At 43.4% G+C, this 17,444-nt stretch carries 21 protein-coding genes; 17 read left to right on the top strand and 4 right to left on the bottom strand.

Going from position 1 to position 17,444, the window contains the following annotated elements; genetic code table 11:
* Positions 1–9 precede the first annotated feature (9 nt).
* Positions 10–942: an alpha/beta hydrolase gene (locus tag LQ216_RS09260; protein ID WP_230129014.1), complete on the bottom strand. Its 933-nt coding sequence runs from the start codon at positions 940–942 to the stop codon at positions 10–12.
* Positions 943–1,069: 127 nt separating this feature from the next.
* On the opposite strand from LQ216_RS09260, the gene LQ216_RS09255 reads away from it, so the two are divergent.
* Positions 1,070–1,318 (top strand): YqkE family protein, encoded by a 249-nt coding sequence (locus tag LQ216_RS09255; protein ID WP_230129013.1) that lies wholly within the window; start codon positions 1,070–1,072, stop codon positions 1,316–1,318.
* 355 nt (positions 1,319–1,673) lie between these two features.
* Here LQ216_RS09255 and LQ216_RS09250 read toward each other — a convergent pair whose 3' ends face one another.
* Positions 1,674–2,594, bottom strand: coding sequence for an aldo/keto reductase (locus LQ216_RS09250; RefSeq protein WP_230129012.1), 921 nt, complete (start codon positions 2,592–2,594; stop codon positions 1,674–1,676).
* A gap of 58 nt (positions 2,595–2,652) precedes the next feature.
* Positions 2,653–2,805 carry a Z-ring formation inhibitor MciZ gene (gene mciZ / locus LQ216_RS09245; protein WP_230129011.1) on the bottom strand — a complete coding sequence of 51 codons (153 nt, stop codon included), beginning with the start codon at positions 2,803–2,805 and terminating at the stop codon, positions 2,653–2,655.
* A gap of 87 nt (positions 2,806–2,892) precedes the next feature.
* On the opposite strand from mciZ, the gene LQ216_RS09240 reads away from it, so the two are divergent.
* Both LQ216_RS09240 and LQ216_RS09235 read left to right on the top strand, forming a co-directional pair.
* Positions 2,893–3,444: an NUDIX hydrolase gene (locus LQ216_RS09240; protein ID WP_230129010.1), complete on the top strand. Its 552-nt coding sequence runs from the start codon at positions 2,893–2,895 to the stop codon at positions 3,442–3,444.
* Positions 3,445–4,617 carry an endonuclease Q family protein gene (locus tag LQ216_RS09235; protein WP_230129009.1) on the top strand — a complete coding sequence of 391 codons (1,173 nt, stop codon included), beginning with the start codon at positions 3,445–3,447 and terminating at the stop codon, positions 4,615–4,617. It begins immediately after the preceding gene.
* Between the two features lie 138 nt (positions 4,618–4,755).
* Here the strand turns inward: LQ216_RS09235 and LQ216_RS09230 are convergent, their stop codons facing one another.
* Complete coding sequence (locus tag LQ216_RS09230; protein WP_230129008.1) at positions 4,756–5,319, bottom strand: GNAT family N-acetyltransferase; 564 nt, start codon at positions 5,317–5,319, stop codon at positions 4,756–4,758.
* Positions 5,320–5,465: 146 nt separating this feature from the next.
* Here LQ216_RS09230 and spoIIM point away from each other — a divergent pair, with 146 nt between their 5' ends.
* The 14 genes from spoIIM to LQ216_RS09160 all read left to right on the top strand — a co-directional run bounded on the left by spoIIM (position 5,466) and on the right by LQ216_RS09160 (position 17,432).
* On the top strand, positions 5,466–6,113 hold the full coding sequence (spoIIM, locus tag LQ216_RS09225) for a stage II sporulation protein M (RefSeq protein WP_230129007.1): 648 nt from the start codon (positions 5,466–5,468) through the stop codon (positions 6,111–6,113).
* 106 nt (positions 6,114–6,219) lie between these two features.
* A complete protein-coding gene (locus LQ216_RS09220; protein ID WP_117304905.1) occupies positions 6,220–6,678 on the top strand; it encodes a Fur family transcriptional regulator in 459 nt (152 codons plus the stop codon).
* Between the two features lie 158 nt (positions 6,679–6,836).
* Positions 6,837–7,064 (top strand): YqzK family protein, encoded by a 228-nt coding sequence (locus LQ216_RS09215; RefSeq protein ID WP_230129006.1) that lies wholly within the window; start codon positions 6,837–6,839, stop codon positions 7,062–7,064.
* Positions 7,065–7,069: 5 nt separating this feature from the next.
* Positions 7,070–7,963 (top strand): site-specific tyrosine recombinase XerD, encoded by an 894-nt coding sequence (gene xerD / locus LQ216_RS09210; RefSeq protein WP_230129005.1) that lies wholly within the window; start codon positions 7,070–7,072, stop codon positions 7,961–7,963.
* Positions 7,964–8,281: 318 nt separating this feature from the next.
* The gene (deoB, locus tag LQ216_RS09205; protein WP_230129004.1) at positions 8,282–9,469 is read left to right on the top strand and encodes a phosphopentomutase; all 1,188 of its coding nucleotides are present in this window, start codon (positions 8,282–8,284) and stop codon (positions 9,467–9,469) included.
* 14 nt (positions 9,470–9,483) lie between these two features.
* On the top strand, positions 9,484–10,296 hold the full coding sequence (locus tag LQ216_RS09200; RefSeq protein ID WP_230129003.1) for a purine-nucleoside phosphorylase: 813 nt from the start codon (positions 9,484–9,486) through the stop codon (positions 10,294–10,296).
* 40 nt (positions 10,297–10,336) lie between these two features.
* A complete protein-coding gene (locus LQ216_RS09195) occupies positions 10,337–11,641 on the top strand; it encodes a pyrimidine-nucleoside phosphorylase (RefSeq protein ID WP_230129002.1) in 1,305 nt (434 codons plus the stop codon).
* Between the two features lie 217 nt (positions 11,642–11,858).
* On the top strand, positions 11,859–13,025 hold the full coding sequence (locus LQ216_RS09190) for a D-alanyl-D-alanine carboxypeptidase family protein (RefSeq protein WP_230129001.1): 1,167 nt from the start codon (positions 11,859–11,861) through the stop codon (positions 13,023–13,025).
* A gap of 131 nt (positions 13,026–13,156) precedes the next feature.
* Positions 13,157–13,507 carry an anti-sigma F factor antagonist gene (gene spoIIAA / locus LQ216_RS09185; protein WP_230129000.1) on the top strand — a complete coding sequence of 117 codons (351 nt, stop codon included), beginning with the start codon at positions 13,157–13,159 and terminating at the stop codon, positions 13,505–13,507.
* A gap of 2 nt (positions 13,508–13,509) precedes the next feature.
* The gene (spoIIAB, locus tag LQ216_RS09180; protein WP_230129120.1) at positions 13,510–13,950 is read left to right on the top strand and encodes an anti-sigma F factor; all 441 of its coding nucleotides are present in this window, start codon (positions 13,510–13,512) and stop codon (positions 13,948–13,950) included.
* A 13-nt stretch (positions 13,951–13,963) separates the two neighbouring features.
* Positions 13,964–14,722 carry an RNA polymerase sporulation sigma factor SigF gene (gene sigF, locus LQ216_RS09175; protein WP_230128999.1) on the top strand — a complete coding sequence of 253 codons (759 nt, stop codon included), beginning with the start codon at positions 13,964–13,966 and terminating at the stop codon, positions 14,720–14,722.
* Positions 14,723–14,959: 237 nt separating this feature from the next.
* Complete coding sequence (locus LQ216_RS09170) at positions 14,960–16,252, top strand: NCS2 family permease (RefSeq protein ID WP_230129119.1); 1,293 nt, start codon at positions 14,960–14,962, stop codon at positions 16,250–16,252.
* 147 nt (positions 16,253–16,399) lie between these two features.
* On the top strand, positions 16,400–17,020 hold the full coding sequence (locus LQ216_RS09165) for a stage V sporulation protein AA (RefSeq protein WP_230128998.1): 621 nt from the start codon (positions 16,400–16,402) through the stop codon (positions 17,018–17,020).
* Positions 17,010–17,432 (top strand): stage V sporulation protein AB, encoded by a 423-nt coding sequence (locus LQ216_RS09160; protein ID WP_230128997.1) that lies wholly within the window; start codon positions 17,010–17,012, stop codon positions 17,430–17,432. The genes LQ216_RS09165 and LQ216_RS09160 overlap by 11 nt, the downstream gene beginning before the upstream one ends.
* Positions 17,433–17,444 lie beyond the last annotated feature (12 nt).

Genomic DNA, 17,444 nt, shown 5'->3' with positions numbered 1-17,444 from the left:
GACTGACAGTTAAGTCAGCCCCGTTTCGTATTCTTCGGAAAAAACAAGATTGTTCAAGAAGCGGTCAATCACTTCCTCGTATTCTTCCTTGTTTTCATTATAGGATTGGGCATGGGCTCCGACGGCGGCGAGATAAAGCTGTTTCGGGCCTTCTTTTTCTTTGTATAGCTCTTTTGTCATCGCGACTGGGATGAAATCGTCCGGCTCGCTATGGATAAACAATACTGGCTTTCTTATGTTTTTAACAGAAGCGATTGGGGATATATCCCTGATGCGGTAGCCGCCCCGCAGCTTGATGAAAGCATTCCCGATCGGAAGCACCATCCAATCAGGAAGCGGAACCTCTTTTTTCAACTGATGCTTTAGCTGTGCTTCAAAATTCGAAAATGGACAATCGGCGATATAAAAATCGGCTCCATCCTCAATGGTGCCCGCATATAACAAAAGCGTGGCTGCTCCCATTGATTCACCGTGGATGCCAAGCGTGATATCGCTGCCCTTTCTTCGCTTTAATTCATCAACAACCGCTTTTAAATCAAGCTTCTCATAGTGGCCGTAGCTGCTTGTGCGGCCACCGGACCCGCCATGGCGGCGGTGATCATAGATGACTGCATTGAAACCGCGCTTCAAAAAGATATTCATATATTTAATCGAATTTATTTTATTCTCTGTGACACCGTGGCAGATAACCACCCATTTTTTGGTCTCATGGGGTTCAATGAACACACAATTCAATGGATAACCGGAAGGGGAAGAAACCCAGACTTCTTCTTTGCGGAGGGCATCGAATTCAGAAACGATAAGACGCTTTGCCGTAATTTCCCTGTTCCGGACAAACGTTTCTTCCTTCTTTTTCATATACAGCACCCGATTTGAAAAATAAACACCGATCCCGATTATGTAAGCGAAAATGCTTCCTAGGATAACAAGCCATTTCTTCATAAAAAATCCTCCAGTGATTCCACAGTCATTACTTAATTTTACCATTAAATCAATGGAGAAAGCACCTTGAAAAAGAAGCAAGACAGACGTGGTATAATGAAATCATGAATCCAGGGAGGAACTGCTGATGAAAAAGCATAAAAATCAGAATCAAAGCAAGAAAAAAGAAGATGATTCCTTAACGCTTGGAGACCTTATTAATGGCGATATAATGGCGAAGCTTCGCGAACAGCAAAAACAACTTTCGGAAGAGGGAGCAGCGAAAAAGGCAGCCGAGGAAGCGAAAAGGAAAGAGGAGCGCAGACAGAAAGAAAAAAATAAATCCTTCGAGGAACTGCTGAATGAAAGCGAGATTGACTGGAAGAATTTTAAGTAAGTGATAAGGGAGTCCGATCGACTCCCGTTTTTATTGTATATTAAGTAGTTGAGGAATTATTATCTTTCCTATCAGTTTTCAAAAACCGTGACAAGATTGAAATCCTCGCTATGAAATCCGGAACTGGCTACAAAATGGAGATGCCCGCTACAAAAGTCCTCAATCCGGCTACAATCAGCAGAAAATCAGCTACAAAACGAAAATTTCTGCTACGAAATCCCGCTCTGGCTACAAAATTCAAATTCTCGCTACTGAAGTCGACCACTCGGCTACAATCAGGAGGAAGTTAGCTACAAAAAAGAAATTCTCGCTACAAAACCCCCGGAACCAACTACAAAAAATCAGATTCCTTTATTTAATCCCGGTGTGTTTCATAGGTGCTTGCTTTTGTCAGCTTTTTTAGAAGGGTGATTTCTTCCTCGGAAAGTGGAGCCGCATTGAGGGCCCGGCAATTTTCACGCAGCTGTTCGATTGAGCTGGCTCCTGGGATGACCGCGCCGACAGCCTTGTGAGACAGTACATACTGTAGGGCGATTTCATTCATATATCTTGGTGAGAGCTTGTCTTTTAAAGCAGGCAATAACTCTTCAAGCTCCGCATAGCTGTAGTCTAAAAAACCTTGTTCCTTAACGGTATTTGAAGCCTTTTCAAACATTTTATCGCTCAATAGCCCTTTGGCGACGGGACCTCTGGCAACGATATGGATATTGTTTTCCGATAAAAGCGGCATCCATTCCTCAGGGCGCCTATCAAGCAGGCTGTATTGCATCATGACGGAAACGAGCCCGGATTTTTTGACATATTGCTTAATGACGTTCGGACGTATCGAAGAAATTCCGTAATAACGGATGACTCCTTCTTTTTTCAAATCCTCAAATGCCCCGATGGTCTCATCGATATTGTCTTCTGTCGTGCCGCCGTGAAGTTGGTAAAGGTCGATATAATCGGTAGCTAGACGTTTTAAACTGTCTTTGACTGCTTTCTTTATGTAGGCACCGGACGGATCCCAGCTCCAGCTGTCTTTGCTTTCATTCCAGCGGTTGCCGACCTTTGTGGCAATGACGACCTGGCCGCGGACAGACTTTAACGTTTTTCCGACAATTTCTTCATTGCGGCCGAAATCATATAAATCGGCAGTATCAAAATAATTAATCCCTGCGTCTAGAGCTGTTTTTATAATACGGGCTGCTTCTTTCTCGTTCGTTCCAAGCGACATGCAGCCAAGTCCCATTTCCGAAACGTTCAAATCGGAACTGCCCAATCTTCTTTGTCTCAATTTACTCACTCCCTTTTTAAGTATATTGTATAGCAGGGAACGGCTCATCACAAAGAATTCACTTGACTCGTTTTGCCAATGTCTGTCGATGCACATCCCGGACCCAGTCGTTTACATACTCATATTGATCCTGATATTCTTTGAGCTTTTCTTTAATCTCCCAGCCTTTTCCCGCCATCACGATTCCTTTGTCCAATACATATACCTTCATCCATAACAGCCTCCATAAGTGAAGTTTTCCTGTGTTATGGTAAAATGTATGAACCATTGTCCTTACCTTAGAACAGGGAGTGAAAAAATGAAGAAGTTTGAAGAAAAGACAGTATCGACGGAAAAGATATTTGAAGGAAAAATAATCAGCCTGCAGGTCGACGAAGTCGAACTGCCAGATGGCAATCGAAGCAAAAGAGAAATCATCAAGCATCCGGGTGCGGTTGCGATTATTGCCATTACGCAAGAAAATAAAATCATCATGGTGGAGCAGTATAGAAAAGCAATGGAGCGCAGCCTTGTTGAAATACCAGCCGGAAAGCTTGAAATCGGCGAAGAGCCGCTGCACACGGCAGGCCGGGAGCTAGAAGAGGAAACCGGTTATGAGTGTGAAAGAATGGAGCATATTATCTCCTTTTATACTTCTCCGGGATTTGCAGATGAACTTGTCCACATTTATTTCGCCCACAACCTCCGGAAAAAGGAGAATGCCGCCCCGGGAGATGAAGATGAATTTGTGGAGGTGTATGAACTAACGCTTGAAGAGGCAGAACAATATATGAAGGAAGGTAAAATCCGCGACGCAAAAACCGCTTATGCCGTTCAATATTTGCAGCTTAGAAAGGCGCTGGAACAATAAATGAAATCTTATTATGTCGACCTGCATATCCATATCGGCAGGACGAAGAGCGGAAAGGCAGTAAAGATTACAGGTGCCAGGACGTTGACGCTCGAAAATGTGCTAAGAATATCCCGGGAACGAAAAGGCCTTGATATGATTGGCGTCATTGATTGTCATTCTCCCGAAGTATTGGAGGAAATCGAGGGTCTCATCAGGAAAGAGGAGATTTCCGAGAATCCGGAAGGTGGCCTCCAATACGGTACAACCACGCTCATTCCCGGCTCTGAAATTGAAGTCTATGACGGGAACAGCAAGGGACCCATTCACGTGCTGGCTTATTTTCCTACTCTTGCAATCATGAAGGAATTTTCAGCGTGGATGAGTGGCTATGTCTCAAATATTACGCTGAGCTCCCAAAGAATTTACTGTGATGCCCGGACGCTACAGCAGACAGTAAAAGCTCTTGGCGGCCTGTTTATTCCGGCGCATGTTTTCACCCCTTTTAAGAGCCTTTACGGAAAAGGAGTGGATAAGAGCCTGGAGGAAGTGCTTGATCCCGCTCTGATAGATGGGGTTGAGCTCGGACTTAGTTCAGACACGTCCATGGCTGTCAATATAAGCGAACTGGACCAGTTTACATTCCTAACGAATTCAGATGCCCATTCACTTAATAAAATTGCGAGAGAATACCAGAAGATGAAGCTTGCAAGCCCGAATTTTACCGAGCTGGAGAAAGCGATGAAAGAAATGGACGGACGGAGAATTTCAGCCAACTACGGGCTGAATCCCTGGCTTGGCAAGTACCACCGTACCGTTTGCAAGACTTGCTTACATCCAGTTGACAATGCAGATGGCATCTGTCCTGAATGCGGGAGCAAAAAGATCATTAAAGGCGTCTCGAGCCGGATTAAAGAGCTTTCAGTGGGATCTCCGCCTACAAATTTAAGAGAACGTCCTCCATACATCCATCAGGTACCGTTAGAGTTTATTCCCGGCCTCGGACCAAAGTCCATGGACCGTTTGCTTCAGGCTTTGGGAACGGAAATGGACATCCTGCACCGTGCGAGCCTTGAACAAATAAAGGAAGCCGTTCCCGACAAAATCGCCAGCTATATCGATTTGGCAAGAAAGGGCAAACTGGAGATAGAAGCCGGCGGCGGTGGTAAATATGGAAAAGTAAAAACGGAATAGGTAGTTTGCGATTATAAATCAATAGTTCGGATAATAAAACGCTGTTTTGGATAACAAATCAACCTCGTCGTCGATCCCGGCCTCTATTTTGACAGAAGGAAAACACCCGTCCAGCATCAGCGGACGGGTGTTCGTCTCTCATTTAGCAATCTTCGCATACACGCATGTATCTCTCAAGCTCAAACCATCAGCGCTCAAGCTGCTATTCCGCAGGATGCCTTCGAGCGTGAATCTTAGTTTTTCAGGAATATGCCGGCTATTTTCGTTTGCCGGGTCGCAGCGGATTTCCACCCGGTTTGCCCCGTAATGGTCAAATGCAAAGGCCGTAAGCGCTTCGACAGCTTCAGTCATATACCCTTTTTTACTGTGTCTTGTATCAATCCAGTAGCCGATCTCGAATTTTGGCAGATCCCAATCAATTCTATGAAGGCCCGTAGAACCTATAAACACATCATCCGCTTTACGGTAAATATGCAGTCGAAAATCCTCCCGTTCTATAAAACTGGCATAAGCCTTCCGGATCCCCGCTTCCGTTTCTGTCTCCGTTGAATCCTGATTAGCAAATGGAAGCCATTCTATCAATTCTGTTTTTGAGTTTGTAATCGCTTCATGGACAGTTTTTCCATCGCCAGGCATGCAAGGTCTGATGTAAAGCCTTTCTGATTCTATCTTATCAGGGAATTCCCTCAATATCGGTTTCATTATAATCCCCCCAGAGAAATAATATGGAAAATCATAACATATGGAAGGGGATATGGTAACCTTTTTTGGCATTCCAGTCAAAAATCACAGTCATAAATGATTCTTCCAAACATAGAATCTAGTAACGACAATTGGGAGGATTGAAGATGAAAAGAAGGTCTGTCATTCAAAACGCGGCAATTAAGCATATCACTGAACATTCCTCGTTGTATGTATTCATAATCGTTTTGTTTTTAATGGGTGTCATATTTGGCGCCGTCCTTGTGAATAGCCTAAGTTTTACGCAAAAAGAGGATTTATTTTATTATCTATCCCAATTTTTTGGACAGGTTTCACAGGGGAAGATTACGTCCGACCATGACATGTTCTTACAAAGCTTGTCCCATAATGTAAAATATATCGGGTTTATCTGGATTCTTGGTATCTCGGTTATCGGCTTGCCGGTTATTCTAATTCTATTATTCTTGAAAGGAATGGTAGTCGGGTTTACCGTAGGCTTCTTGGTCAACCAAATGGGTTGGAACGGTTTTTTGCTCTCCTTTGTCTCCATCTTGCCGCAGAATGTCTTTATCGTTCCAATCTTTATCATAATTGCCGCCCTTTCTGTTTCGCTCTCAATGAAAATGATTCGCAGAGTGTTTTTAAAGCAGGTTCGCGAACCGCTGAAGCCGATTATCTCCCGCTATGTCTTTTCCCTGGCGGTTTCAATCGTTTTTCTCTCAGCCGCGGCGGCAATTGAAGCCTATGTATCGCCTTCATTGATGAAAAGCGTCGTAAGTTTTCTTGGCAATTAAACATTCTCTGTATGATAATATTTTTCCGCGGGTCCTTTAAATCAGTTTTGACAGTTTTCCCTCATTTGTTATAATAATAAAGATAGCGGCGCGGGAGGGAAAAGGGATGGAAAATAGAATTGATAGAATTAAAAAACAGTTGCACTCGTCAAGCTATAAACTTACGCCTCAGCGGGAAGCAACCGTCCGCGTGTTACTTGAACATGAAGAGGATCATTTAAGTGCCGAAGACGTTTACCTCCTTGTTAAAGAAAAATCGCCGGAAATCGGTTTGGCAACTGTGTATCGTACGCTTGAATTGCTAACTGAATTAAAAATAGTAGATAAAATAAATTTTGGAGACGGGGTATCCCGCTATGACTTGCGGCAGGAGGGTGCTGCCCACTTTCACCACCATCTTGTGTGCATTGAATGTGGTGCTGTCGATGAAATCCAGGATGACCTGCTCGAAGACGTGGAGGCCATTGTCGAACGTGATTGGAATTTTAAGATCAAGGACCATAGATTGACGTTCCATGGAATTTGCCATAGATGCCATGATAAATTAAAAGATGAAAATGAATGATAGCCGCCCTTTCCCGTTACGGAAAGGGCTTTTTGTATAGGTGAATTCCTTATTATGGTCCATTCTCTCCGTTATTATGTATAAAACTTGTCCTTCTTGGCATAAATTGAAATAAGTGTGAGGCGCAAAAGACGTAGAACGGAGGGGGAGAAAAGCACATGAAGTCATCGATTAAGCTTGTTTTGCATACAGGAAAAGTTTTCATTCTTTTTGTGGGCTTTACTGTTCTTTTTTATATCGGAATGATATGGTTAAATGAGGAGTATGAAAACTACCATCGGTATGACGAACCCAAAGGAGCAGCAATTAAAGTTACAAAGGCTGTGGAAGCCCGCGGGGGTTCCTGGGTAGACCGGTTAATGCTTTTCTATTTAGACGGGGAGTAATGAAAATGGAAGATCAGCTAAGAGATTTTATTCATTTTTTAACAGTTGAAAAAGGGTTGGCAAAAAATACGCTTATTTCATATGAGCGTGATTTGAAGTCGTATATGTCCTATGTGAAAAATGTTGAACAGCTGCCGGATTGGAATGACTGCCGAAGAGTGAATATCATTCATTTTCTAGCTCATTTAAAGGATCAGGGGAAATCTTCGAAAACGCTTGCCCGCCATATCGCATCGATCCGTTCTTTCCACCAATTTCTGATTCGTGAAAAGGTAAGTGATACCGATCCATCGGTTCATATTGAAACACCCCAGGCGGAAAGAACTCTGCCGAAGGTTTTGAGTCAGGAAGAAGTTGAGGCTCTTCTTGAAGCCCCTAGACTTAAGGATCCATATGGATTCAGGGATAAAGCGATGCTTGAGCTGCTTTATGCAACTGGCATGCGGGTGAGCGAACTGATTAATCTCGATATCAGCGATATTCATGGATCGATGGGATTTGTCCGTTGTGTCGGAAAAGGGAATAAGGAACGGATCATTCCGATTGGCAAAACAGCACTGGCTGCGATTGAAGAGTATTTGGACCGGGGCCGGCTCCGGCTTGCCAGCCATAAGAAAAAAACCGAGTCTCTTTTTTTAAACCATCACGGAAACAGGCTTACACGCCAAGGCTATTGGAAAATCCTTAAAAAGCTGGCCAGGGAAGCGAATATTGAAAAAGAACTAACCCCGCATACGTTAAGGCACTCATTTGCGACGCATTTATTGATGAACGGGGCCGACCTTCGCGCTGTCCAAGAAATGCTGGGCCACGCGGATATTTCAACTACACAGATTTATACACATGTAACGAATGTTCGTTTGAAGGATGTCTACTCCAAGTTTCATCCGCGTGCGTAAACTACTAGATTAATAGTATAAGAGAGCTGACTAAAGCGTAGTCAGCTTTTTAGGCAGTTAGGAAAAATCCAATCTGTAATATGTACAACTATGTTTAAGACCCGTCAATCTGCTAGTCTTCTTTTAGAAACAATCAGGAAGTTTTCTTCCTTTTTTACATAACATTTGGCACAAATGGAAGCAATCGTTTACAATATAGATGTCAGACTTCTGACATCAAAAGCGGTTACATATAATCTGAGATTATTTGTTCTTTTTGAGGGTAAAATGAAACCATATAAAGACTTGAAAACGTTATATTTTTATAGGAGGGATAGCATGAAGGAGAATTCAGATTTTAAACGAATATTTTTGATTGTGATGGACTCTGTAGGGATTGGGGAGGCACCTGATGCTGAACTGTTTGGAGATGAGGGGGCCGACACTCTTGGGCATATTGGAGAAAGAATGAATGGATTAAACATGCCGACTCTCGGAAAAATGGGCTTAAGTAACATTCGAGAAATCAAAGGGATACCAAAAGCTGATCAGCCAACCGCTTATTATACGAAAATGAAGGAAGCTTCAACGGGCAAGGATACGATGACCGGCCATTGGGAAATCATGGGTTTGAACATCAGTACCCCGTTCCGTGTCTTCCCGGATGGCTTTCCTGAATTGCTCATCCAGGAGCTTCAGGCCAAAACGGGCCGCAGCATCATTGGCAATAAACCGGCAAGCGGAACCGAAATTCTTGATGAGCTCGGCGAAACGCATATGAAAACAGGAGCACTGATCGTCTACACGTCTGCGGACTCCGTGCTGCAAATTGCCGCACATGAAGACGTAGTGCCAATAGACGAGTTATATAAAATTTGTGAGATTGCCCGTGAATTGACAATGGCTGACGAATTCAAGGTTGGCCGGGTAATTGCCCGCCCGTTTGTCGGTGAACCGGGAAGCTATAAAAGGACATCGAATCGCCATGATTACGCGTTAAAGCCGTTTGACAGAACCGTCATGAATGAATTAAAGGACGGAGGGTACGACGTGCTAGCGATCGGTAAGATTTCTGATATTTATGATGGCGAGGGCGTAACTGAATCATTGCGGACGGTATCCAATATGGACGGCATGGACAAATTGCTGCAAACAATCGATATGGACTTTACCGGATTAAGCTTTGTGAATCTTGTTGATTTCGATGCGTTATATGGACACCGCCGTGATCCGGAAGGTTATGGCAAGGCGCTGGAAGAATTTGATGCCCGCATGCCGGAAGTGCTTGATAAACTGACAGAGGATGATTTACTAATTATTACGGCAGACCACGGAAACGATCCCGTCCATTCCGGGACGGACCATACACGTGAGTATGTACCGCTGCTCGTTTACTCCAAGCGGTTTGGAACCGGGAAAGAGCTTCCGGTAAGAGAAACGTTTGCTGATATCGCGGCTGCCGTAGCTGCCAATTTTAAAGTGAAAATGCCCTCTTTTGGAAAAAACTTTTTAGGGGATATTAAATAAGGAGAGTTATAAACATGTTTGAAAAACTAGAAAAAGCAGCTTCATTTATTGAAGGAAAGCTAGATGGAAAGCCTGAGATCGGGTTAATCCTTGGATCCGGCCTCGGTGTTCTTGCAGATGAAATCGAAAATCCTGTGAAAATCCCATATGAAGAGATTCCTGAATTTCCTGTTTCGACAGTGGCGGGGCATGCAGGTCAGCTCGTGCTAGGAGATTTAAGCGGCAAGAAAGTGGTGGCAATGCAGGGAAGGTTCCACTTTTATGAGGGCTACTCCATGGATAAAGTGACTTTCCCGGTTCGTGTCATGAAGCTTTTAGGGGTTGAAAAGCTAATTGTCACGAACGCGGCAGGCGGGGTCAATGAAGAGTTCCGAGCAGGAGATTTAATGCTGATAACCGATCATATCAACAATACGGGGACAAATCCGCTGATCGGGTCGAACGATGAGCGTTTTGGCCCGCGTTTCCCTGACATGTCAGAAGCTTACAGCAAGAACCTTCAGGCTGTAGCGAAGGAAGTTGCCGGGAAATTGGGGATTGACCTTAAAGAAGGTGTGTATGTTGGAAACTCTGGGCCAACTTATGAAACTCCCGCTGAAGTTAGATTAGCGAGAATGCTTGGTGGTGACGCGGTCGGCATGTCGACCGTACCGGAAGTGATTGTTGCCAGGCATTGCGGCCTGAACGTTTTGGGAATTTCCTGCATCACAAACATGGCAGCCGGAATCCTGGGTCAACCGCTCTCCCATGAAGAAGTAATCGAAACGACTGAGCAGGTAAAAAGCAGCTTTTTAAGCTTCATCAAAGAAATTGTAAGAACTATATAAAAAACCTCTATTCTAAAACCAAAAGAAGTGGTGAACCGATATGAGAATGGTTGATTTAATTGAGAAAAAACGTGATGGCCAAGAATTAAAGAAAGAGGAAATTGAATTTATCATCACAGGCTTTACAGATGGTTCCATCCCTGATTATCAAATGAGCGCGCTCTCTATGGCGATTTATTTTCAAGGAATGACGGAACTTGAGCGCGCTGATTTAACGATGGCCATGGTAAACTCCGGAGACAAAATTGATCTTTCAGCGGTTGAAGGCATTAAGGTCGATAAACATAGTACGGGCGGGGTCGGCGATACCACCACGCTGGTACTTGGTCCGCTTGTAGCCGCCGTCGGTGTTCCTGTTGCCAAGATGTCAGGCCGCGGGCTTGGGCATACCGGGGGGACGGTTGATAAACTGGAAGCAGTCAAAGGCTTTCACGTTGAAATTGAAAACAGGCAATTCATTGACCTGGTAAATAAAAATAAACTGGCTGTGATCGGGCAAAGTGGAAACCTGACTCCTGCCGATAAGAAGCTTTATGCGCTTCGCGACGTAACCGGGACGGTCAATAGCATGCCGTTGATCGCAAGCTCGATCATGAGCAAAAAAATCGCGGCGGGTGCCGATGCGATCGTACTGGACGTGAAAACAGGCGCAGGGGCTTTTATGAAAACCCTTGAAGATTCAGAAGAACTGGCAAGAGCGATGGTGAATATCGGGAACAATGTCGGCCGCAACACGATGGCGGTCATTTCTGATATGAGTCAGCCGCTTGGATTTGCGATCGGAAATGCTCTGGAAGTGAAGGAAGCGATCGATACGCTAAAGGGAGAAGGCCCGGAGGATTTAACGGAGCTTTCTCTTACGCTCGGAAGCCACATGGTTTATCTAGCGAAAAAGGCCGATACTCTAGATGAAGCTCGTACATTGCTTGAAGAAGCGATTAAAAACGGGTCAGCCCTTCATGCATTTAAGGTGTTTCTCGAAGCCCAGGGCGGGGATCCATCAGTTGTGGATGAACCATCGAGACTGCCTCAGGCAAACTTCACTATCGAATTGGAAGCGAGAGAAGAAGGGTATGTGTCTGAAATCGTAGCGGATGAGGTGGGGACTGCTGCCATGTTGCTCGGGGCAGGACGTGCAACGAAGGATTCGGTGATTGACCTCGCGGTAGGTCTGGTATTGCGCAGAAAAATTGGCGATGAAGTGAAGAAGGGTGAATCACTTCTAACGATCTATAGCAATTTTGAAAATGTGGATGAAATTAAACAAAAGCTATATGAAAATATTACGATCTCCAAGGATAAGGTCGAAAAACCAACGCTGATCTACAAAGAAATAACTGAATAATCTATAGAAGAAAGCTGCCGCAAAAGTTCTCAACCTTTTGCGGCAGCTTTTTTTGCTTTTCTTTCAAAAGCTTATCAAGATATTTCTCCTTTTTTTAGAATCGTATTTGTATAAATATGGTGCGTTTGGAAATGCTGTTAGCGTTACATCGAATTTTCCCGAGTGGATGATTCCGTTTCGGGTTAACGCGTGATTAAGATTAGGAGGGATTTCTTAGATGCAGCGATTTCTATTTCTTTGCTTCACAGTATTGATAGCTACTAGTGTAATCGTTCCCACTGCTTTTGCGGAAGGCAAAACGAGCGTGAATTTGGCTGAAAATGCGAAATCAGCTATCTTGATAGAACGAGATACTGGGACCATTTTGTATGAAAAAAATTCAAATGAGGAACTCCCGCCCGCAAGCATGACCAAGATCATGACGATGGTTTTGATCATGGAGGCCTTGGACAAGGGAGAACTAACGCTTAAGGAGAAAATCCGGACAAGCGAATACGCTGCATCAATGGGCGGATCGCAAATTTTCCTTGAACCAGGTGAAGAAATGACTGTAGAACAAATGCTTCAAGGCATCGCGATCGGGTCTGGAAATGATGCATCTGTAGCAATGGCTGAAAGGCTTGCAGGTTCAGAAGAGGAATTTGTAGAACAAATGAACCAAAAAGCAAAGGAACTGGGATTGAAGCATACAAAATTCCAAAATGCGACTGGACTGCCGGAAGAAGATCATTACAGCACTTCACACGACATGGCGATAATGGCCAAAGATCTTGTTAAATACGAAATGATCACAAAATTCACAGGGACTTATGAAGCTTATCTACGTGAAGATACCGACAAAAAATTCTGGCTTGTTAATACAAACAGGCTGGTTAAGTTTTATCCTGGTGTAGATGGACTGAAAACCGGTTTTACAAACGAAGCAAAATATTGCCTGACTGCGACTGCGAAAAAAGGGGACATGAGAGTGATTGCTGTCGTGATGGGAGCTTCTTCTCCTAAAGAAAGAAATGCCCAGGTGACCAAAATGCTCGACTATGCTTTTTCGCAATATATGGCTCATCCAATTTATAAGCGGGATGTCGCTTTGAAGCAAACTTTGGTCAGTAAAGGGAACAGAAAAACGGTGACGGGCGTGACAAGCGAACCGATTTCGATCTTGACGAAAAAAGGCGGCACTCCTAAAGACTTTACTCAAAAAATCATTCTGGATAAAGATCTGAAAGCCCCGATCAAGCAAGGCGATCAAATCGGCACTTTGAAATTTTCCAAAGATGGAAAGACCGTGGTGGACTCACCGATCGTTGCAAAGGAAACCATAGATTCGGCAAGCTGGTGGGAAATGTATAAACGTGCTTTTGGCATGTTTACCCAAACGAAATAAAACATCTGTCAGAAAAAAGAATTTGGAAACTACTTTCGGCGAATAGGCACTAGTTTTGTCAGGTAAGAAGGAAAATGCCACACGAAAATCGAATTTGACTCACTAGACAACAGATAAGGAGGCTGTAAATAGTGAGTCTTGTCATTGATATGGAAGCTAAAAATGCTGTTCTTTGCATCCGATTAAAAGGAGAACTGGATCATCATGCAGCAGAAGAACTGAGAAACCGGGCCAGTGCAGCCATTGAAAAGGATGGCATCAAGCATATTGTACTCAACCTGGGTGAACTGTCTTTTATGGACAGCTCAGGGATTGGAGTGATTCTGGGTCGCTATAATCAAATCAAACAAAATCAGGGTGAAATGGTCGTCTGCGCAATCTCTCCTTCGGTGAAGCGGTTATTTGAAATGTCAGGATTGTTTAAAATCATTAAATTGGAACTATCCGAGGAAAACGCTTTACAAAGATTGGGGGTTGCGTAGTGATGAAAAATAAGATGGATATTCAGTTTTCGGCGTTAAGCCAGAATGAATCTTTTGCCCGTATCACAGTTGCTGCTTTTATTGCCCAACTGGATCCAACCCTGGATGAATTGACAGAAATTAAAACGGTCGTGTCAGAAGCGGTCACAAACTCGATCATTCATGGGTATGAAAATGACCCGGATGGAATCATCTATATTTCGGTCGTGATCGACGGGGAAGCCGTTGAGTTGACGATCAGGGATGAAGGCATTGGAATTGACGATGTAGACGAAGCCGTTCAGCCATTATATACGACAAAACCGGAATTGGAGCGTTCCGGAATGGGATTTACAATCATGGAAAACTTTATGGATGAGATGAAGGTCATTTCCCATAAAGGCGAGGGAACCATCATTCGATTAAAAAAGCACTTAACAAAAAGTAAAGCTTTGGCGAATTGAGGGAGCAATGCATATGGATGTGGAGGTTAAAAACAAGAAAAGCCAGGTCCATTTAAAAGATGATGAATTACGGGATTTAATCCTGCGCAGCCAGAGTGGGGACCAGGAAGCAAGAGGTGTGATTGTGAAAAGCAATTTGAGATTGGTGTGGTCTGTGGTCCAACGTTTCTTAAACCGGGGCTACGAGCCTGATGATCTGTATCAAATCGGGTGTATCGGCCTGTTGAAATCCGTTGATAAATTTGATCTGTCATTTGAAGTAAAGTTTTCGACCTATGCAGTCCCGATGATCATTGGTGAAATTCAAAGGTTTATTCGGGATGACGGTACAGTGAAGGTCAGTCGTTCATTAAAGGAAATGGCGAATAAAATCCGGCGGGCAAAAGAAGAAGTATCGAAAACACTCGGCAGGGTACCGACCGTGAATGAACTTGCCGAGCACCTGCAGCTATCTCCTGAGGAAATCGTCATGGCCCAGGAAGCAAGCAGACTGCCATCATCGATCCATGAAACCGTTTATGAAAATGATGGCGACCCCATAACACTTCTGGATCAAATTGCTGATACGAATGAATCGAAGTGGTTTGATAAAATCGCTTTAAAGGAAGCCATTTCAGAACTCGACGAACGGGAAAGGCTTATCGTATATTTGCGGTATTATAAAGACCAGACCCAGTCTGAGGTAGCCGTCCGGCTCGGAATATCGCAAGTCCAAGTATCAAGGCTCGAGAAAAAGATACTCAAGCAGATGAAAGATCACATGAATCAATGATTCATGTGGTCTTTTTTGTTGCGGAAATTTCCGGTTTGTTGCCAGAACAGAGACTTTGGTTGCCAATCCCTTTTTTTGTTTAAAAAGCTGAGGAAAAGCAAAATAATAAGGGGAAGTTATAAATTTTTATAGTAAGGGAGTTATAGATAACTGTTGATTTGAAGTTTAATAACGAATATTATAAGTAAGGGATTTGTATTTATTCGGATTTTACATATTGTATGGAGGTTTTTGATGATGTTTGAAAGATATTTTTCACTAAAAGAGCATGGTACTTCAGCACGGACAGAAGTATTTGCCGGTATTACCACCTTTTTAACGATGGTCTATATCATTATTGTAAACCCAGCGATCCTCGGTTCAGTCGGGATTCCGTTTGAACAGGTATTTATGGCAACGATTATAGCTGTCATAATCGGCACGTTGATTATGGGCTTTTTTGCAAAGCTTCCGATTGCGATAGCACCCGGCATGGGGTTGAACGCTTATTTCGCGAGTGTTGTCGGAGCGCACGGTTTATCATATCAAACCGTTTTCGGAACGGTATTTATCGCCGGATTATTGTTTATTCTTCTAAGTGTCACAAAGTTTCGTGAAGCGATCATTACAGCCATTCCAGCTTCGTTGAAGTATGGAATTACGTCAGGTATCGGGCTGTTTATTGCCTTTCTTGGCTTGAAACAGAGTGGGATTGTTGTGCCAAATGAATCAACGATGATCACGCTTGGTGATTTGCATGAACCTGTTACAGTGTTATCGATTGTTGGTTTATTTCTAACACTGATTTTGATGGCAAGAAACGTAAAAGGCGCGCTGTTTTTTGGGATGCTCATAACAGCCGTTATCGGTTATTTCATGGATTTGTTGCATTTCAAAAATTTTGTTTCAGCACCGCCGGCTCCTGTTTTTTTCGACATTGACATTGCGGGAGTTTTTGCGAATGGCTTATATGCAGTAGTCTTTGCCTTTTTGCTTGTCACGCTTTTTGATACAACCGGTACGATGATTGCGGTCACTGAACAGGCCGGGTTGATGAAGAACGGGAAATTTCCAAGAGCTAAGATGGCCTTTCTTGGTGACGCGATTGCGACGACAGTAGGTTCATTATTTGGTACAAGCCCGTCATCAGCATATGTTGAATCCAGTTCAGGTGTTGCTGCGGGAGGACGGACGGGCTTAACCGCCGTGATTGTGGCGGGATTATTTGCTGTATCGATGTTCTTTTCACCGCTGATAGCAGCGATTGCCTCTTTGCCAGCGATAACCGCCCCTGTTTTAATTATCGTGGGCTGTTTTATGATGGAAGGACTAGCCAGAGTCAATTGGAAGGAGTTTGATGAGGCGTTTCCCGCATTTGTGATCATCTTGACGATGCCTTTGACATCAAGCATTTCGACCGGGATTGCGATTGGGTTCATCACCTATCCGTTAATGAAAGCTTTTAGCGGAAAAGCTAAACAAGTTCACCCGCTCATTTTTATTTTTGGTGTCATTTTCTTAATTCAGATGATTTTCTTCCCGACACATTAAATCGAATCGTTCTAAAAAATGACCGTCTCCTTGCAGACGGTCATTTTTTTTGTAATTTTTGGTCTTTTTGTTTGATTTTTTGTATGTTAAAGGCCAGGAAATAACATACTACACATAAAGGAAATTGATGTGCGAGGTGTGTGAGTGATGGAAAATCTGGTGTATGTAAGGATGCGTCACCGCGTGCAGGCAAGACAGGATCAAGTAGTGAAAATTCGGGATATTGCGAAGATATTGGGCCCGACAGGCATAGTCAAAGAACTTGAAGAGAAGGATGTATTAAAAGTCACCGATGAGGATAAAAACATTGTCATTGTCGATTTGATCCAGCTGATTAAAGAGATTCGGGAATTTGATGAGGATGTGGAAATCCAGGCAGTCGGTCCTGCTCAGACGATTATTGAAATAATTTATGAGAAGAAAAAGGTGTCTTGGCCGCTATTTATTTCCGTCTGGCTTCTTTTATTTATCGGGGCTGCGATCACGATTATGAATTTTCATGTTGATGTAAGCATGCAAACGGTCCATCAAAATCTATTTAAAATCATTACCGGCAGAGAGGACAGCAAGCCGCTGCTCATCCAAATTCCCTATAGCTTTGGACTGGGACTCGGCATGATTTTGTTCTTCAATCATTTTTTTAGGAAACGATTTAATGAGGAACCGAGTCCGCTAGAAGTAGAAATGTTTAATTACCAGCAGGATTTAGATCAATTTGTCATCATGCATGAAAACAAAGAAAGCATAAGGCGAATTGATGACAGGTAAAATCCTCTTCAGTATTTTTGTCGGATTAGCTGGTGGTCTGGCAGTCGGGGCCGGGTTTGTAGCTTTCCTTACAGTCCTCAAGGTGATCCCAAGGCTAACCCAGCTCACAAAAACGATGAAGATGATTCACTATTATGAATTGGCTATTGTTATGGGAGTCCTTACGGGAGGTTGGTTAGGACTCCAAAATAATATTCTCGGGATGAGCAAATTTTTCTTGATCCCGATTGGATTAGCGGACGGAATCTTTAACGGAATGCTGGCAGCCGCCTTAACGGAGGTTTTAAATGTATTTCCAATCATTTCGAAACGGATCGGCATTCAGGAAAAAATCGTTTATTTGATCATGGCGATCGTGTTTGGAAAGACTGCTGGTTCATTGTTCCAATGGCTTTATTTTGTGGATTTATAGCAACCTATATAA

The organism is Bacillus sp. CECT 9360, from assembly GCF_918741275.1.
Lineage (GTDB): Bacteria > Bacillota > Bacilli > Bacillales > DSM-1321 > Peribacillus.
This window is presented reverse-complemented; position numbering and strand designations above follow the sequence as displayed.

Coding starts and splice junctions, on each gene's coding strand:
- LQ216_RS09260 (WP_230129014.1), bottom strand. CDS start 942: ATGAAGAAATGGCTTGTTATCCTAGGAAGCATTTTCGCTTACATAATC.
- LQ216_RS09255 (WP_230129013.1), top strand. CDS start 1,070: ATGAAAAAGCATAAAAATCAGAATCAAAGCAAGAAAAAAGAAGATGAT.
- mciZ (WP_230129011.1), bottom strand. CDS start 2,805: ATGAAGGTATATGTATTGGACAAAGGAATCGTGATGGCGGGAAAAGGC.
- LQ216_RS09240 (WP_230129010.1), top strand. CDS start 2,893: ATGAAGAAGTTTGAAGAAAAGACAGTATCGACGGAAAAGATATTTGAA.
- LQ216_RS09235 (WP_230129009.1), top strand. CDS start 3,445: ATGAAATCTTATTATGTCGACCTGCATATCCATATCGGCAGGACGAAG.
- LQ216_RS09230 (WP_230129008.1), bottom strand. CDS start 5,319: ATGAAACCGATATTGAGGGAATTCCCTGATAAGATAGAATCAGAAAGG.
- spoIIM (WP_230129007.1), top strand. CDS start 5,466: ATGAAAAGAAGGTCTGTCATTCAAAACGCGGCAATTAAGCATATCACT.
- LQ216_RS09220 (WP_117304905.1), top strand. CDS start 6,220: ATGGAAAATAGAATTGATAGAATTAAAAAACAGTTGCACTCGTCAAGC.
- LQ216_RS09215 (WP_230129006.1), top strand. CDS start 6,837: ATGAAGTCATCGATTAAGCTTGTTTTGCATACAGGAAAAGTTTTCATT.
- xerD (WP_230129005.1), top strand. CDS start 7,070: ATGGAAGATCAGCTAAGAGATTTTATTCATTTTTTAACAGTTGAAAAA.
- deoB (WP_230129004.1), top strand. CDS start 8,282: ATGAAGGAGAATTCAGATTTTAAACGAATATTTTTGATTGTGATGGAC.
- LQ216_RS09200 (WP_230129003.1), top strand. CDS start 9,484: ATGTTTGAAAAACTAGAAAAAGCAGCTTCATTTATTGAAGGAAAGCTA.
- LQ216_RS09195 (WP_230129002.1), top strand. CDS start 10,337: ATGAGAATGGTTGATTTAATTGAGAAAAAACGTGATGGCCAAGAATTA.
- LQ216_RS09190 (WP_230129001.1), top strand. CDS start 11,859: ATGCAGCGATTTCTATTTCTTTGCTTCACAGTATTGATAGCTACTAGT.
- spoIIAB (WP_230129120.1), top strand. CDS start 13,510: ATGAAAAATAAGATGGATATTCAGTTTTCGGCGTTAAGCCAGAATGAA.
- sigF (WP_230128999.1), top strand. CDS start 13,964: ATGGATGTGGAGGTTAAAAACAAGAAAAGCCAGGTCCATTTAAAAGAT.
- LQ216_RS09170 (WP_230129119.1), top strand. CDS start 14,960: ATGTTTGAAAGATATTTTTCACTAAAAGAGCATGGTACTTCAGCACGG.
- LQ216_RS09165 (WP_230128998.1), top strand. CDS start 16,400: ATGGAAAATCTGGTGTATGTAAGGATGCGTCACCGCGTGCAGGCAAGA.
- LQ216_RS09160 (WP_230128997.1), top strand. CDS start 17,010: ATGACAGGTAAAATCCTCTTCAGTATTTTTGTCGGATTAGCTGGTGGT.